The following is a 17595-nucleotide window of genomic DNA, read 5'->3' on the forward strand; positions in this document are numbered from 1 at the left end:
AAATAACAATGAAAAAATTTATTAAAGTATTATTAGCAACTGTGGTATTCGGTAGTTTGTCATCAATAAGTGTTTTTGCAGAAGATAAAGAGGATTTTTCAGGTCAAACGGTTTCAATTGGCGTTGCCTCTGAATATGAAGAAGAGGTTTGGAAGTCTGTAGCCGATCGAGCAACAGAAGAAGAAGGAATTAAAATTAAACTCGTCTTATTTAGTGATTACGTGCAACCAAACATTTCACTTTCGGACGGTTCCATCGATTTAAACGCCTTTCAACACGTTGAATTTCTTAATGAATGGAATCAAGAAAACAAAGGGGATTTAGTGTCAATCGGTTATACTTATGTTGCTCCTTTGAAAGTTTATTCTGAAAAAATTACCTCATTGGATCAATTAAAAGAAGGAGATAAGATTGCCATTCCAAATGATGCAACGAATGGAGGGCGTGCTCTCTTAGCTCTTGAACAAGCAGGCATTATAGAAGTCGATGATGAAGCGGGAGTTCTGCCAGAAGTGAGCGATATCACTGAAAATGAATTAAAGTTAATCTTTGAAGAATTAGATGCTGCTCAGTTGGTACCATCATTACCTGATGTAGCTGCAGCCGTGATTAATAATAATTTTGCTAATGACGCAGGTTTAGAAGAGGACAAGGTGATTTTTAACGATGCAGAAGACATTGAAAAGTTACCTGATTCTTATAAAAATATAATTGCTAGTCGAGCAGAAGATAGTAAAAATCCTTTGTATTTAAAAATTGTAGAACTTTATCAAAGCGAGCAAACCAGCAAAAAATTAGCTGAAATTTCTAAAGGTTCTGATTTACCTGCTTGGTAATCTAAATTTGACGCACAAATAAAAGCAATGATTTTCAAATTTTTTATCAAAATACGAACCTCTTAGCCGGTTTATAATTTGAAATATGTTATAATTGATTCATAAGTATGGAGTCAGAGGAGGAAAATCAATGTTTAAGCGTGCCGGGTCATTTGTACAATACGGGTTATTAGCAACCTTGCTAACGTATGGTTTATTAACAAGCTTAGGAGGTCCTAAAGTATATACTTTCTTATCAATTGTTGTTTTAGGAATTGTATTAGGGTTATTGTTTTTAATTTATTATGTCAGGTCATTAACTTTTGCTCAAAAGTTAGCCAGTCATATTGGGGCTTCTGCATTAGCGATTATTGCAGTGTCTCTGTTTAATGGTTGGATGCAAGTCGCATGGGATAAAGTATTTGCTTGGATACTCATTTTGTCGGTCTTGGCTTTAATTGCCTATTTTGGTTACCACTATTTGGTGAATAAACGACAAAATCCTCAACCAATTAAGGAAGTTGATCGTACTGAAAGAGTTGCTCCAAGAGCTGATTTTGATCCAAGAACTGGCGAAGTCCTCCATTCAAATCCAGCAAAAGAAGCGCAAGAAGTCTACAAAAACGAAGACTATGTCAATGAAAGCCTCGATGCAGAACCGATAGATACAGAACCGATTGAGCCAATGGTTTTGGCAGAAGCTGAGTCTCATGAAATTCTTGAGCCATCTGAGGAGCCTAAAGAGGTTGTTGTTTTAAATACGGATCAAGAAGGCGATATAGTGTTAGAAGAAGATTCTGAATCAGACACAAATGGTATTCCTTTCAATGACAGAGATAATCAGGAAGAAAATGTATAGAAATATATAAAAGCAACAGCCCAATAAAGATAAAAAAACTAAGTTAGAGTTTTTAATCTTTATTGGGCTATTTTTATTGAAGAAATTTTTTAGCTTTAATTAATAAATCTTGATCATTAGGATACGTAATTTTTTCAAGCGCCTCTTGATAAGGAAGCCAGATAATTTGTTTAACTTCTTCTAATTGACGATCTACTTTATCGGTTAACGCTCTAGCAATGAAGTAGATTACATTTTTCATTACCCCTTCTTTAGGTGAGAAGCGGGTGACCTGTCTGAAATGAGTGTCTAAGACAACGTCTAGTCCGGTTTCCTCTTTAATTTCTCGTTGGGCAGTTTCTTCCTCGATTTCTCCCTCTTCAACATGTCCTTTGGGAAAAGACCAATGGCCGCCATTTTCATGCTGGATAAGGAGGAAAAGGGGTTGGTCTTCGTTTGGGTAGTATACTACTGCTCCACATGATTTTTCTTCTTTCATAAGTTTCCTTTCTAGAATAGTCGTTCTTGTATATTATGGGTGACATCGTGGCGTTCATTCGTATAAGCATCCAAAATTTTCTTTTGTCGTTCAGTTAGTTTTTCTTGGGGTATAGTATATAGATCAGCAATAATTTCTTTGGGAAAGAAAATACGATGATCACCTCTAACCTGTCCAGTTAGAGAATGAACCAAACTTGAAACTTGAGAAAGTTCAACCACCTGATTCGTCTTAGTGACTAAATCAATTTGTACTTTCTGACTGGAGTGATAAGGGCGATAATAATCGTAAGGAAGGTCAAAACTCGAATCTTCATTAATATAGTAGTTGGGATTAAAACCAGATTCACTCAATTCATTAAAGATAGCAGTGCGTAACTCTTCTCTTTCTTCATCATTAGTAATAATAGATTTAAATGGTTTACGATTAATAAAACGATAGGCTAAATCAGCAAGGATCGGATCTTCTTCATCTGACCATTGAATAAAATAAGCATTCATAATATGATCATCTAATTTTAGGTAGTCACCGAGTGTCCAATTGTTATTTAAAAAGGGTTCTAACAAATGGATAGGAGCCTTGATATTTTGACAATGTTCTCGACCAAGATAGCAATCCTTAGCCCGAGCTAGAAGACCTTTAAGTACTTGTTCCATTCCTCTAGATACAGGGTGGAAATAGACCTGCATATACATTTGATAACGGCTCATTATATAATCTTCGACAGCGTGCATACCCGAAAAATCAAAAACGATTCTCTGATTGAAAGGACGAATCACACGGGAAATTCTCGTTAAATCAAATTCACCATAGGAAACTCCTGCATAGAAAGCATCTCTGCGTAAGTAATCCATCCGATCGGCATCAATCTGGCTCGAGATAAGTTGAACAACTTGTTGGTTAGGATAGGTCTTATTTATAACACTCGCTACTTTTTCAGGAAAATCTTCACCTAGTCTTCGAAGGACTTGGTTGACTTCGGTTTCCTTAGAGGTAATAATTAGTTGGGTTAAAGCTTCATGATCAGTATTAAAAATAGACTCAAAGGTGTGAGAAAAGGGGCCATGTCCAATATCATGTAGAAGAGCAGCGCAAATAGCCACCATACGTTCTTCATTATTCCATAGCCCATCTCCTTCTTCTTTTGAACGGTAATTACGGTCGAACTGACTAATAATACGCCGTGTAATCTCATAAACTCCCAATGAATGATTAAAACGTGAATGTTCTGCCCCATGAAAGGTGTAGGAAGAGGTACCTAGCTGTTTAATACGTCGTAGTCGTTGGAACTCTCGTGTATCGATTAGATCGATGATAATACGGTCCCGAATGTGAATATAATCATGAACGGGATCTCTAAAAACTTTTTCGCGCTCAAGTTTTTGTCGGGCAACTATATTTTGGAACTCAGACAATTTTTTTCACTCCTTTAAGAATCTCTAGGAAAGAGGTTGAATCTTTTGACTGCGTAGATAAGCTTTTTCAAATTGAGGGTGATAGATGGCTTCTAATTCAGTATCTTGGTAATCTCCTTGCTCGAGATGAGTTACTTTATTTAGATAATCGAGGAAGTCTTTTTGATAATCCGCTAGAGTTAAATCCTGATCAAGCATTTCAGAAAGTGTTGACATAGAGGAAGGATCGACAAGGGGAAAACGATGGTCTGCCTGAGCAATTGAATAGAAATTTTTCATTAACTGTCCCCGGGCAAACTGGTTGCCGTTGACCCCAATATAAGCAGCTGTAGTGACAGAGTCTTTATAGCGCCGTTGTGCGATACCTCCTACTTTTTTCTGATTAATCACAATGTCATATTTACCAGGACAATAGGAGTTTGGTATCTCATAAGCTTCAATAGTCAAACCATATCGCTTTAGACTAGCTTGAATAACAGCAATAGAAAAGTTGAAGGCTTGATCAATCGACAAGTTAACAGAGCGATTATCAGTAACGATTGCAAAATTAAGAATACCAGCATCCTCAACAACACCTAGCCCTCCATGTGGTCTTACCGATACTTGATAGTCAGAGTCCTTAAGGAAACTAACACCTTGAGTAAGATTTGGCAAGAGCTTGTCTTTTGCTCCTAAAAAAACACTGGGGACAAAAATAGGATAAAAATGAAAAATTCCATATAATTTTTCGTTTGATAGTTGATTGTTTTTTAGTAAAAGATATCTTAGGAAGCAGTCTTGGTATGCTAGGGCGACATCCCGTTGATCTTTCAATGGATTGCCCTGTTCTTGAAAAACTAACCAATTATGTTGCGAAAGAATCGATAGCATATTAGAATCGGTCATTGACGAATACTCCTTGAATTGTTAAATTGTAAAGGCTATTAACACTTTGATTATAGCAAATTTTGTTTTATAATAACATGAAAGCTTTAATTATGAATGTTTATATTCGATAGCGCACCAGTAGCTCAGCTGGATAGAGCACTCGCCTCCTAAGCGAAAGATGATGGTTCGAGTCCGTCCTGGTGTATTAGAGACGACATAAGGATGAGAGGAGAAAGATGGAAAAACAAGTAGTTGATGTTTATGTCGAACAAAAAGTAAAATATGCTGAAAATGATCATTCAGATTGTTGGGAGCATTCCTGTCAAGGGCATGCATTGAGTCTTTCCACTTATCAAAAAATTATTTATCAAGATCAATTGGGGAAAAAGGTTGAAGTAAAGTGGCAACCTCCTGAATCGGCGAGTATTAAGCAAGTAAAAGTTGTCCAAGGGCAGCAGACTTTGATTTTTAGTTTACATCATCCCACTATTACAAGGTATCAAAGTGAGTATGGAATATTAGTTTTCGATATAATAACTCAAAGGATTGAGTATGAAGAATCATCAGTCGGTAAAGTTTTAGAAATTTCTTATCAAATGCGAATGAATAATCAACCACTTGGTGATTATTTCTTTCATTTAAAAATTTCATGATAAAAAATATAGAATTTAAAGAGTAGCGAAGTTTAAGGAGGATAATAATGGAATTAAAAAAATTTGAAGGTCAACTTAAAGAGGAATTATCGTTAATCGAAGTAGCTTATGCCATTCTTGAAGAAAAAGGTGATGCTGTCGACTTCACACAACTGCTTTTAGAGATTCAAAATTATTTAGAGCTTCCAGAAGAGATGCTTGAAGCGAAAATGATCCGTTTCTATACAGATTTAAATATAGATGGTCGCTTTATTTCTGTTGGAGATAATCGATGGGGATTAAGATCTTGGTATGCAGTTGACGAAATTGACGAAGAGATTATTACTTCTTCTGAAGAAGAAGCACCAAAACGTCGTAAGAAGAAGTCTGGAAAAGTAAATGCCTTTGCTGATAATGAAGAAGATATGATTGATTATAACGACGATGATCCAGAAGATAGCGATGACGGCTATGTCTATGACGAAGATGATGAAGTTGAAGAAGACGAAGATGACGATCCAATTGAAATTTTAGTGGCAGATGTTGAAGAAGATGAACCAGATGAAGATGAAGAGCTAAATGAATATAAAGCAGATTTATCTGAATTAGGAGAAGATGAAATTGATCTCGATGAAGAGGGAGATTTTGAAGAAGATGAAGAAGACGAGGATGAGGATGAAGATCTGAAAGAAATAGATGAGGATATAGAAGAAGACGAGGATATAGAAGAATAAAGTCAAGTTAAAATATCAGCATGACTTCCCTTAGAATTTCTAAAATAGAGAGATGAAGACTTATCTGTCAGTATAGATAGGTCTTCTCTTTTTATTCTAGGAAGTTACTTTAAAAACTCTTTTTATGAAGTTCATTCAAGTTGCGGATGTCACGATTAGGTAACAATTTATTGATTCATTCGAAACTTATGGGTTAATATGATAAAATACGCCTATATTATAAGAAATTAGGATGTGGAATCATTGTCACAGAATAGTAGTCAGGACAACCAGACAAATTTCATGTTGCTTAAACAGCTACTTGTTCATCAGCATTATCAAGCCATTTTATCCTTTATTGAAGATCACCCTTCATGGAGGAGTCAGCGTCTGATTACACTACTCCATTTAGGACATGCTTATGTTCATACCGATTTGAAAACGATTGAAGATTTGTCTGGAAAAGTCGATATGGAATATCTTACCAAGCCTAATCTACTAGAGCGGCGTGTCTATTCTTATGCACAAAGCTTAGCTATAAAATTAGAAATGAAAGAATATGATGATTACTTGAGAGCGATCACTCCTTTATTAGTGGATGTATTAAGATTAGTACTGGAAGCCACAGTTTTTCCGGATCTTGATCGCTATTTGGTTGAAGTGATGAAGGAAACTGAGAATGAAACACCCATTTATCGTGGTTTACAATGGAATGAAGCGTTAATAGAATCGGACAAGAATAGTAAAATTAAAAAAACTTGGAACCGATACTACGGGCAATATTTTAATTATTCGCATTATGTATCTTCTAGTCACTTATTAAAATTAGTGCATGATTATGTGAAAAACCCAACTATTTTAAATTTAGCGACCCAAATGCGTCATATTGAAAAATACGCCAGAAATATTGTCGCCCATGAATTAATTTATGTTGACGATGAGTGGTTAATGCATCGTATTAATATGGATGCCAAAGGAATTCATCAACAAATTATTAATTTGATAAATGCTGCCGGACTAAATGATCCCAAGCAATGGCAAGGTTTATCTCATATCCAAGCAGCCATTGAAGAAGAATTGCTAACAATTTATACGAAAATGATGAAAGAAGAATAAATTTGATAAAAAAGGAGTCATTGTTTATGAAAAAACTGATCATCCGCGGGGGTAAAGCGCTGAATGGAGAAATTAATATTAATGGAGCAAAAAATTCTACAGTCGCCTTGATTCCAGCAGCGATTTTAGCCGACTCGGAGGTTGTCTTAGAAGGTGTCCCAGATATTCAAGATGTTCATTCTTTACTTGAGATTTTGGATGAATTCCACGTTAAGACTTCTTTTGAAAATAATATATTGAAGATAGACCCTTCTCAGATGCAATCGATCCCAATGCCTACAGGGAAAATCCAAAGTTTACGAGCTTCATATTACTTTATGGGAGCTACCCTTTCGAAATTTGGTGAAGGAGTAATTGGTTTGCCGGGTGGATGCTTCTTAGGACCTCGCCCCATTGATCAACATGTTAAAGCTTTTCGGGCTTTAGGTGCGGTGGTGGAAGATGAGTATGGGGTAATAACTCTGTCAACGCCCGAAGGACTTAATGGTAATCGGATCTATATGGACGTGGTTTCTGTTGGAGCGACGATTAATACAATTTTAGCTTCTGTAAGAGCAAAGGGGAAAACGATTATCGAGAATGCTGCTCGTGAACCAGAAATTATCGATTTAGTAACTCTCTTGAATAAGATGGGAGCAAAAATTCGTGGAGCGGGAACCTCTGTGATTCGAATTGAGGGAGTAGATCGACTAGAAGGAACCACTCATACCATCATACCCGACCGAATCGAAGCGGGCACTTACATTTCAGTAGCAGTGGCCATGGGAAATGAAATAAAAATTAATAATGTTATTTTTGAACATATTGAAAGTTTCATCGCTAAGTTAAACGAGATGGGAGCGAAAATGGAAATTGGAGAAGATAGTATTCTTGTCCATCGCTCGGATGATTTGAAGATGGTTTCATTAAAGACACAACCCTATCCTGGGTTTGCTACTGACTTACAACAACCCTTAACGCCAGTTCTAATTAAAGCCTCCGGTAAAGGTACAATTACTGATACTATCTACCCGCAAAGGGTTAAGCATATACCTGAATTAAATCGGATGGGAGCTAATATTAAAGTAGATGGTGATATTATTCGCGTTGAAGGCCCAGCTGATTTAACGGGAGCTCCTGTACGTGCAAGTGACTTAAGAGCCGGAGCTTGTCTTGTTATAGCAGGTTTAATGGCTGATGGTGTGACTGAAATAACAGGTGTTGATAATATCTTAAGAGGTTATTCTAATATCGTTGAAAAGTTACAGGAGGTTGGTGCTGATATTCAGATGATTGAAGACGATGAGCAAGAATAGAAAGGACATACCTAGTGAGTGATGCATTTTCCTTAGAAAATTTATTAAACAAAGAAGTAAAAGACCTGTATGCCTATGCTAGAGAATTAAAAATTCCTGACTTTAGTCAGTTATCAAAAAAAGAACTTGCTTTGGCAGTGATGCGAACACAAAAAGAAAAGCAAGGTTTCTTTCAAGTGGAAGGAATCTTGGATATACCTAATGAAGAAAATGGGCTTGCTTTTATCCGTCCTATTAATTTTTCACCGAGTAGAGAAGACGTTTATATTTCTGACTCGCAAATCCGTCGTTTTTCCTTAAGAAATGGCGATCGAGTAGGAGGTCCTGCGCGCCCACCTAAAGATTCAGAACGTTATTATGGTTTAATGCAAATTTCAAGCGTCAATGGACGAGAACCAGAAGAAACAATTAATCGAGATGCGTTTGTAAGTTTAACACCTATCTATCCAGACCGCCAGATAAAATTAGAATATAAACAAAACGTGATCTCTAATCGGATGATCGATGTAATTGCCCCGATTGGGTTTGGTCAGAGGGGACTGATAGTAGCACCTCCTAAGGCAGGAAAGACAACGATTATTAAAGAAATCGCTCGAGGGATAGCCACCAATTCTCCAGACAGCAAATTATTTATTCTTTTAATTGATGAACGGCCTGAAGAGGTAACAGACATAGAACGATCAGTAAAAGCAGAGGTAGTTTCATCAACATTTGATCAAAAGCCTCAAAATCATGTGCGTTTAGCTGATTTATTACTTTCTCATGCGCGCCGCCTGGTAGAAGATGGGCAAGATGTAGTAATCTTATTAGATTCAATTACACGCTTAGCTAGAGCCTATAATCTGGTAGTGCGACCAAGTGGTAGAACCCTTAGTGGAGGATTCGATCCTGCTGCTTTTTATTTCCCAAAACGCTTTTTTGGTTCTGCTCGAAATATTGAAAATGGGGGTTCATTAACAATTTTAGCAACTGCTTTAGTTGATACTGGATCAAGAATGGATGACATTATCTATGAGGAGTTTAAAGGGACTGGTAACATGGAGTTGCATTTATCAAGGGAACTAGGTCAGAGACGTATTTTCCCAGCAATAGATATAAAAAAATCTTCAACTCGAAAAGAAGACTTATTAATTCAAGAAGATTACTTAAATCAAATATGGGATTTGCGCAATCTTATGACCTCAAACGGCTTAGAATATACCGAACAATTAATTCAATTAATGCGACAGACGGACAATAATCAAGATTTTTTTGCACAGTTATCCAAACTTTCAAGTAAATAAATAGGAAATACCCTTACTAAGTGAGGGTTCTTTTTTGAGAAGAACATGTATTTCTTATAGATATGGTTGAATATAGTAAGAAGGAGAATACATATGAAATGTTTGAATTGTGGGCATGACAATCGATTGGATGCTAGATATTGTTCAGATTGTGGCTTTCCTCTATATGTTGATGATTCTGAAGGAAGTGAATTAATTGAACCTCAAAACGTAGTATCGGAGATAGAAAAAGTTCAATATGATCAGAGTAACGAAATTATTGACCAAAGTCGAATGTCTCTTTACCATTCACAAGATGAGGAAAGAGAAACGGTCAAGGTAGAAGATTCAAAGAAAGATGACGATTTCCAACAGAGCAAGCGTACTGATCATTCCACTAGCATCTTAAGTAAGTGGTTGACGTGGAAAAATATATTTGGATTTAGCCTCATTCTCTTAAGTCTTATTAGTCTTTTAATGGTTTATCGATTGAATTATTCAAAAGAAGCGGTTGAGGAACAATTCACCAAGGGGATTAAAAATGGCGATTATTTAAAAGCGGCAGCTGTGGTCAAGACACCTCTTACTAAAGAGCCATGGTCAGATTTAGATATAAAACGAACAATTGATCATTATCAAGAAGCTGAGATTGATTTTCGTACTTTATTAGAAGAGGGCGATCTGTCAGAGGGCCTAAAGTGGCAAGGGATTGAAATTGCAAAAGTGGAAAGATCGGGTAGTTTTCTGTTAATTTTTCCTAAGTATGTGGTCGATCTGCATGCTTTGCCTGTTCAAATGTCTCTTTCTAATGAATACCGTGACTTGAAAATCTTGGGGGAACAACAAGTAGAACAGACTATCAATTCGAATGAGGGAATTTACATTGAGCCCCGGATTCAAAGCATCATGGTTCAGTATAGCCATCAGGGGAAAAAAGAGGAAGTTTGGCTCGATTTAGATTATCATCAGTTGAAAGATCTTAGACACCAACTTTCTTTAGTTCCTGTGACTAATGACTTGATAGTGGATGAAGCGTTATTAGGTATTCGCCCCGATCTTCCTTTTGAAGTAGTTTCCTTTAATATTGACGGACAGGATTATTCCCAGAAACGAATAAAATTATCCGGATTTGCCGGTCAAATATTTGATGTTAGTTTTAAAGCTATTTATAATGGTCAATTAATCACAACTGAAAAAATACCGGTTAAATTGATAAATAACACTAAAGTTTCTTTAGATTATTCGAATGATCAGACCGTTAAAGCACAAATTCAACAAGCAGAACTGCAATAAAAAGAAGGCTCAATTTTGAGTCTTCTTTTTATTGAAGTTTTTTTCAGACATAAAAATTCACACGGCAAATATATAACATAAAAGTAAATTTGTTATAGATTAAATTTTATGATACAATTAGAACCTAAAAAAACATAGGAGGTTTTTTATGGAATGGATTAAATTAATTGGAATTATAATTATTGTACTCGGATTTTACTTTAAACTAGACACATTAGCAACGGTTATCTTGGCCGGGTTAGCTACCGCACTCGTTTCAGGGATTTCTTTAACTGAATTCTTTACCATCTTGGGAGACACGTATACCAAACAGAGGGTAGTATCTTTGTTCTTCTTATCTTTACCAATGATTGGTTTATCAGAAGCTTATGGTTTGAAACAACAAGCAGTTAAACTGATCGGAAAATTAAAGGGCCTAACCACCGGATGGCTATATTCTTTATACATGCTTATTCGGATAATCGCAGGTTTCTTCTCAATTCGTTTAGGAGGACATCCCCAGTTTGTTCGTCCTTTGATCTATCCAATGGGAGAAGCAGCTACTAAATTAAAGGTTGGGGAAGACCTTAATGAACAAGAGACAGAAATAATTAAGGGGCGCGCGGCCGCTAATGAAAACTTCGGTAACTTCTTCGGACAAAATACTTTCATCGGATCAGCAGGCGTTCTGCTGATTGCTGGAACTTTACAGGAGTTAGGTTATGAAGGAACAACGGCAACCGTCGCTGTCGCTTCATGGCCAATCGCAGTCATTGCTTTAATTGTAGTGACAGGATACAACTTATTGCTAGATGTTAAGATCAGACGTCACTATAAAGGGGGAGTAAAGTAATGCAATTAGTAGGAAAATTTTTAGATAATTTAAATGCGTCACTTGAACCTTATGTACCGACTTTATTAGAAATTACCTTTATACTTATTGGTTTACAATTACTTCATACCGCAATATGTTCTTATAGAGATCAAACTAATCCTAACCGTTTCGGCACTGCCTTGTTTTGGGGTTTATCGGGAATTACTTTTTTGGGGGGGCAGTTTATTCCCCCGATGATAATTGGAATCATTATCTGTATCATGGGCTTATTATCACTCTTTAAGCAAGTTAAAATTGGAACTTTGCCAGTTGTTGATCAGGAAAAGGCGGAAGCACGGTCTGAAAAAATTGGCAACAAAATTTTTATTCCCGTTTTAACTTTGGGGGTTGTTGCCTTAATTTTAGGGAACTCCCTTAAAAGTTTTAATGTGCTAGGCATAGGTATTGGTGCTATCCTCGCTTCAATTATTGTACTTATCGTAACAAAAGCTAAACCTAGCGAGTTTCTAAGCGAAAATAACCGAATGGTTCAGCAAGTTTCAACGACGGGTATTTTACCTCAATTATTAGCGGCTTTAGGGGCAGTCTTTGCTGCTGCTGGTGTTGGAGATGTCATTGCTTCATTAATCGGTGGAGTCGTACCGGCTGATAGTCGCTTCTTTGGAGTAGTAGCATATGTTTTAGGTATGGTTATTTTCACCATGATTATGGGAAATGCTTTTGCGGCCTTCACGGTTATTACTGCCGGTATCGGGATGCCATTTGTTTTTGCACTGGGAGCTAATCCTTTTATTGCGGGAGCGTTAGCTATGACGGCAGGTTATTGTGGAACACTAATGACCCCGATGGCTGGAAACTTTAATGCTTTGCCAGCCGCCTTATTACAAATGAAAAATGAATATGGCGTCATTAAACAACAAATTCCTGTTGCTGTCATATTAATTGTAGTTCATATTGCATTAATGTATTTCTTAGCTTTCTAGTAGTAAACTAATAGTATCAAAGGAGGATTATAATGAAAATATTAGTAACTGGCTTTGATCCTTTTGGAGGAGAAGCTATTAATCCAGCGATTGAAGCCGTAAGATTGTTACCAGATGAAATTGCTGGTGCAGAGATAATAAAGTTAGAAATTCCAACTGTTTTTCACAAATCAGCGGAAGTTGTTCGTCAAAAAGCTTTAGAGGTGAAACCGGATGTCATCTTAAATATAGGTCAAGCAGGAGGACGTGCAGAGTTAACACCTGAACGAGTGGCAATTAATCAAGATGATGCGCGAATTCCGGACAATGAAGGGAATCAACCCATTGATACTTCGATTCAAGAGGATGGAGAACCAGCCTATTTTGCTACTTTACCAGTCAAAGCAATGGTGGAAGCCATTCGTAAAGCAGGCCTGCCTGCGAGCGTCTCCAATACAGCTGGAACCTTTGTCTGCAACCATATTATGTATCAATCACTTTATTTTGTGGCACAGGAAATGCCTCAAACAAAAGCAGGTTTTATGCATATTCCCTTTATGACCCAGCAAGTTGTTGATAAGCCGAATATGCCTTCCATGTCCTTAAGCGATATTGCAAAAGGAATTGAAAAAGCCATCGAAGCGATTGTTGAATACCATGAAAAAGAGGATCTTAAAGTAATTGGAGGAACAACCCATTAGAAGAAGAGCAGATAGTAATTAAAGAAAAAAGCAAGCCAGTAACGGGATAATATCTCCCCTACTGGCTTGTTTTTATTTATCAATGCTATCGATAAAAGCTTTTGTTCGTTTGTGTTGTGGATTTAGAAAGATATCTTGGCTACTTCCTTCTTCTAGGATAATGCCATGATCTAAAAACATAACCTTATCAGAAACATGTTCGGCAAATTTCATTTCATGAGTTACAAGTATTAAGGCCATTTCGCGGTGGGCAATCTTTTGAATAAGATCTAAAATACCACCAACTAATTCAGGGTCTAAAGCAGAAGTTGGCTCATCCAATAAAATGACTTTCGGCTCGATAGCCAATGCTCTCGCAATGCCTATCCTTTGTTGTTGTCCGCCTGATAATTGATGAGGATAGGCATTAAGATAGTTTTCCATACCTACTTGTTGCAAATAAGGAATCGCTCTTTCTTTGGCCTGAGCCTTATTAAGTTTTTTAACGATTAGTAGATGTTCCATCACATTTTCAAGAGCTGTTTTTTTAGAAAATAAAGCATAGTTTTGGAAAACCATGGCTGTTTGTCTGCGTAAGGTCAAAATTTCATCCTTGGATGCAGTTTTAGCATCAAGAGTTAAGTGGTCTAAACGGATGGTTCCTTCATCCGCAGGTTCAATAAAATTAATGGTTCGCAATAAAGTAGATTTACCTGAGCCTGATGGACCTATAATAGTAAGGACTTGTCCAGCCTCAACTGTTAAGTGAATATCCTGAAGGGCTTGTTTATTTTTGTAGGCTTTTGACCAACGTCTAAGTTCTAGCATTGTAATTCCTTTCTAAGTGTTTAACTTACTTGATAATGGTGTTCAAGTTTCACAATGGTCCATTCTAATAGGATACATAGTCCCCAGTATATTAGGGAAATGGCAATATAGGCTTCAAAAAAGCGCAAATTGGCCCCAGCAGTAATTTTAGCTTGTCCCATCATATCTATTACCGTAATCGTGAACGCTAATGAGGTTCCTTTTAATAATCGAATCAGACTATTACCTAGGTTGGGGATTGCATTGATCATTGCTGATGGCAAGATGATTCTTAGCATGGCTTGTCGCGAATTAAGGCCAATAGAGTAGGCCGCTTCTATTTCTTTAGGATCAACCGAGAGAATAGCAGAACGAATGGTCTCTGAGTTATAAGCCGCTTCGTTGAGTCCCATGGCTAAGAAGGCATAGAAAATAGCGGGAACTTGATTCACATCCCAATTAGTACCAATTGTTTTGTTAAGCCATTGGAGAAATATCGGTAAGCCGTAGTAGGCAAGAAATAGTTGGACGAGTAGAGGAGTGCCACGCATATAAGACACAAAGAAATTAACGAGCCATTTTAGGCCCTTGACCTTTTTAAGTTTAATCATCGCCAGAATAAAACCGAGAATAAGGCCTATAAGTCCAGCAATTAAAGTGATGAGTAAGGTTGTCGGAAGTTTTTCTAGAATACGTGGAAAAGCAAGACCAATGGCTTCGATTGAAATGAGGTGATTGTCTGATTTTTCTAGGAGTCTTTGATTTTCAATAGTTTGGTTACGTTGAATAATCTCATTATTAAGAACTGTATCATCTTGACCTAAATATTTCTGCGAAATCGCTTTGAGTGTGCCATCTTGACGTAGGGTTTGAAGCGTTTGATCAATTTTTTGACGCAAAGCTTCTTGATCTTTGCGGAAAATAAAATAAGACCCAGGAATTCTGATTTCTTCTTCATTAGCTATCGGATGAGCTTTCAATTGGATACCATAAGTATCTTCGACATCTTTTAAATAAGTCGTTGCATAAATGGTAGCATCAATTCGGCCATTGTAGACATCACGAATTAAAGAAGCAGGATCTGAATCTGCGTATTTTATAATAACCGCTTGTTCTGGATGTTCTTTGTTCCAAGCTTCTAGATAAATTGATTGAGGCGAAGAGGGAACTACACCAAAAGTTTTTCCTCCCATCTTCTCCATTGTAAGTTGATTATCACTATCTAAAGAAGTGATCAACACATTGTGTGTAATGATATATGGATAAATTGAAAATAAGAATTTTTCTCGCCTTTCAGGATTCTCACCGAGATTATTGGCTACTAAATCAAATTGGCCTGAATCCAGCCCAGCAAAGAGTGAGGAAAATTCAGTGATTTCAAAATCAAATTGTAAGTCATCATTGCGGCGGTCGATTTCTTGTAAAATTTCGATTTCGATCCCCACTAAATTGTTTTGATCATCAAAGTAATTTAGGGGTTTGGTTTGACCAGAGGTACCAACGGTATAGTGTTCTTTAGCTAATAGGAGATTGCTGGGGAAAAATAAAGGTATTAATAATAGTACAATGGGCAATAATAATTGAATTAACTTTTTCATTAAATTCTCCTCAAATCATCAGAATATGATTATTTTAACAAATAAAAAATGAATTAGATAGTTTATCTACAGAGAAACAAGAACAATAAAAAAACAATCCCCATCTAAATTTATTTAGGGGATTGCTTTTTAAAATAGTATTTAATTGTTTAATTCGTAGAATAAAGCTTCCTTACATTAACCCGATAAGAGGTTGAATCATCGAAACTTGAACCGGTGCACCAGGACCTAATGGAATATTGAGTGCATACCAAATGATTAATAATACTGACCAGAAAATTAAGAAAGCAATCGAGTAAGGCAACATGGTTGAAATAAGAGTACCGATTCCACTCTTTTTATCATAGCGTTGCATGAATACAAGAATCATAGCAAAGTAGTTCATCAGTGGTGAAATAATATTGGTTGATGAATCTGCCACACGGTAAGCCATTTGAGTCATCTCAGGTGACAAATTAATTGCTATAAACATAGGAACAAAAATCGGTGCTAAGATCGCCCATTTTGCTGATGCGGAACCTATAAATAGGTTAATAAAAGCTGAGAATATAATAAAAGCAAGAATCAACGGAATACCAGAAATGTTTTGGTTTTGTAAGAAATCAGCGCCTTTTGAAGCTAAGATAATTCCTAGATTTGAGTGTGAAAAGTAAGCAATCAATTGAGAAGCAAAGAAAGCCATCACAATGAATCCGGCCATTGAGCGCATGGCTTCAATCATAGACTCAACAAAGTCATTTGAGTCTTTAATTTTACCTGTTGTTTTCCCGAAGACATAGCCCGGAACTGCAAACAGCAAGAAAACCATAAAGAGTAAACCACTATTCATAAAAGGCTGAAGGGTTTTTTGACCGGTTTCTGGATCAATCGTTTGGAAAGGACCGAACCAAGGGTTCATTAGTAGGAAAGCCACAACTAATGAAAGTAAAAGCGCGATCCCCGCATTTTTTAGGCCTTTTTCTTCTTTTAAGGATAGTTCACTCGCCTCATGTTCATTAAAATCACCATGGTAAGCTCCCAAGTGAGGTTCTACAACTTTTTCAGTGATTAAGGTACCAACAATGGTTAATACGAATGTTGATACGATTAAGAAGTACCAGTTACCATTAATTGAAACTTCATAAGGATTACCACTCGAATTCAAAGCGACGTTAGTGATACCACTGAGCAAAGCATCAGTAGGTCCAAACATTAAGTTAGCCGAGAAACCTCCAGAAACACCGGCAAAGGCTGCTGCAAGACCAGCTATTGGATGGCGTCTTGCGCCGGCAAACATAATAGCCCCTAAAGGTACGACTACAACATAACCGGCATCAGAAGCAATATTTGAAATGATTCCTGCAAAAACAATCACCATGGTTAATAATGAATTAGGAACCTTTAGGATTAATTTAGTTAATGCTGATCCAATTAGACCGGACCATTCAGCAACTCCAACACCTAACATGGTCACTAACACCGTTCCCATCGGAGCAAAGCCAGTGAAATTTGAAACAGCTGATTGGAATATATAATATAATCCTTCGCTATTAAAAAGAGATATAGCATTAATAGTAGTTGTTTCATTTGCTTTTGCATCAAAAAACTCAACAGAAACGCCTGCACGGTATACCCATTCAGAAACTAGAATAGTGATGATTGACAAAATAATAAAGATGACTACCGGATGTGGCAGTTTGTTTCCAACTTTTTCAATCCAATCGAGCGACCTCTGTACAAAACTTTTTTTTCCATTATTATTTGTTTTCATAATAATGTAAAAACCCCCTCATATAATATTATTTTTTGTTCATTATTACATAGAATCTTATTAGATGAGAGATATAATATCAATGGGTTTTAAAAAATTAGATAGATTTATAAATATTTATCTATAAAGTTCAAACACATATAGCTTTTATAAGAAATTCTCATAATCTTGATAAGATTTTATTAAGTCAATAGTAAAATAAGTTACTGGACGAAATGTTGCATCGGATAGAGAGAATA

At 36.6% G+C, this 17595-nt stretch carries 17 protein-coding genes and 1 tRNA gene; 12 read left to right on the forward strand and 6 right to left on the reverse strand.

The window, feature by feature from the left end; translation table 11 throughout:
* Positions 1-8: 8 nt before the first annotated feature.
* Positions 9-836: a MetQ/NlpA family ABC transporter substrate-binding protein gene (locus tag HF969_RS05890; RefSeq protein ID WP_090289757.1), complete on the forward strand. Its 828-nt coding sequence runs from the start codon at positions 9-11 to the stop codon at positions 834-836.
* Positions 837-966: 130 nt separating this feature from the next.
* Positions 967-1674 carry a DUF3021 family protein gene (locus HF969_RS05895; protein ID WP_090289756.1) on the forward strand — a complete coding sequence of 236 codons (708 nt, stop codon included), beginning with the start codon at positions 967-969 and terminating at the stop codon, positions 1672-1674.
* A 73-nt stretch (positions 1675-1747) separates the two neighbouring features.
* Here HF969_RS05895 and HF969_RS05900 read toward each other — a convergent pair whose 3' ends face one another.
* From HF969_RS05900 to HF969_RS05910, 3 genes are read right to left on the reverse strand one after another with little or no spacing between them, the layout of a single operon-like run.
* Positions 1748-2152, reverse strand: a complete 405-nt coding sequence (locus HF969_RS05900) for a bis(5'-nucleosyl)-tetraphosphatase (RefSeq protein WP_090289755.1) — start codon at positions 2150-2152, stop codon at positions 1748-1750.
* Between the two features lie 11 nt (positions 2153-2163).
* Positions 2164-3567 (reverse strand): HD domain-containing protein, encoded by a 1404-nt coding sequence (locus HF969_RS05905; RefSeq protein WP_090289754.1) that lies wholly within the window; start codon positions 3565-3567, stop codon positions 2164-2166.
* A 24-nt stretch (positions 3568-3591) separates the two neighbouring features.
* Complete coding sequence (locus HF969_RS05910; RefSeq protein WP_090289753.1) at positions 3592-4452, reverse strand: lipoate--protein ligase family protein; 861 nt, start codon at positions 4450-4452, stop codon at positions 3592-3594.
* A 114-nt stretch (positions 4453-4566) separates the two neighbouring features.
* Between HF969_RS05910 and HF969_RS05915 the strand changes: the two genes are divergently transcribed.
* The 10 genes from HF969_RS05915 (at position 4567) to pcp (ending at position 13222) form a co-directional block, all read left to right on the forward strand.
* A tRNA-Arg gene (locus tag HF969_RS05915) sits at positions 4567-4639 on the forward strand.
* Between the two features lie 31 nt (positions 4640-4670).
* Positions 4671-5087 (forward strand): DUF1934 family protein, encoded by a 417-nt coding sequence (locus HF969_RS05920; protein ID WP_090289752.1) that lies wholly within the window; start codon positions 4671-4673, stop codon positions 5085-5087.
* Between the two features lie 47 nt (positions 5088-5134).
* Positions 5135-5800: a DNA-directed RNA polymerase subunit delta gene (gene rpoE, locus HF969_RS05925; RefSeq protein WP_090289751.1), complete on the forward strand. Its 666-nt coding sequence runs from the start codon at positions 5135-5137 to the stop codon at positions 5798-5800.
* Positions 5801-6043: 243 nt separating this feature from the next.
* A complete protein-coding gene (locus HF969_RS05930) occupies positions 6044-6895 on the forward strand; it encodes a hypothetical protein (RefSeq protein ID WP_090289750.1) in 852 nt (283 codons plus the stop codon).
* A gap of 26 nt (positions 6896-6921) precedes the next feature.
* Entirely contained in the window at positions 6922-8190 is a 1269-nt protein-coding gene (gene murA, locus HF969_RS05935; protein ID WP_090289749.1) for a UDP-N-acetylglucosamine 1-carboxyvinyltransferase, read from the forward strand.
* Positions 8191-8204: 14 nt separating this feature from the next.
* Complete coding sequence (gene rho, locus HF969_RS05940) at positions 8205-9473, forward strand: transcription termination factor Rho (RefSeq protein WP_090289748.1); 1269 nt, start codon at positions 8205-8207, stop codon at positions 9471-9473.
* A 93-nt stretch (positions 9474-9566) separates the two neighbouring features.
* Positions 9567-10745 (forward strand): zinc ribbon domain-containing protein, encoded by a 1179-nt coding sequence (locus tag HF969_RS05945; protein ID WP_090289747.1) that lies wholly within the window; start codon positions 9567-9569, stop codon positions 10743-10745.
* 148 nt (positions 10746-10893) lie between these two features.
* Complete coding sequence (locus HF969_RS05950) at positions 10894-11577, forward strand: DUF969 domain-containing protein (RefSeq protein WP_090289746.1); 684 nt, start codon at positions 10894-10896, stop codon at positions 11575-11577.
* Entirely contained in the window at positions 11577-12542 is a 966-nt protein-coding gene (locus HF969_RS05955; RefSeq protein WP_090289745.1) for a DUF979 domain-containing protein, read from the forward strand. Before HF969_RS05950 ends, HF969_RS05955 begins: the two co-directional genes overlap by 1 nt.
* A 32-nt stretch (positions 12543-12574) precedes the next feature.
* On the forward strand, positions 12575-13222 hold the full coding sequence (gene pcp / locus HF969_RS05960; protein WP_090289744.1) for a pyroglutamyl-peptidase I: 648 nt from the start codon (positions 12575-12577) through the stop codon (positions 13220-13222).
* A gap of 72 nt (positions 13223-13294) precedes the next feature.
* Here pcp and HF969_RS05965 read toward each other — a convergent pair whose 3' ends face one another.
* The 3 genes from HF969_RS05965 to HF969_RS05975 form a co-directional block, all read right to left on the reverse strand.
* Positions 13295-14029: an amino acid ABC transporter ATP-binding protein gene (locus tag HF969_RS05965; RefSeq protein WP_090289743.1), complete on the reverse strand. Its 735-nt coding sequence runs from the start codon at positions 14027-14029 to the stop codon at positions 13295-13297.
* A gap of 20 nt (positions 14030-14049) precedes the next feature.
* Positions 14050-15606, reverse strand: a complete 1557-nt coding sequence (locus tag HF969_RS05970) for an ABC transporter substrate-binding protein/permease (RefSeq protein WP_090289742.1) — start codon at positions 15604-15606, stop codon at positions 14050-14052.
* A gap of 172 nt (positions 15607-15778) precedes the next feature.
* Entirely contained in the window at positions 15779-17356 is a 1578-nt protein-coding gene (locus HF969_RS05975) for an AbgT family transporter (RefSeq protein WP_090289741.1), read from the reverse strand.
* Between the last annotated feature and the right edge of the window lie 239 nt (positions 17357-17595).

The organism is Facklamia miroungae (assembly GCF_012396555.1).
In the GTDB taxonomy this organism is placed as follows: domain Bacteria; phylum Bacillota; class Bacilli; order Lactobacillales; family Aerococcaceae; genus Facklamia; species Facklamia miroungae.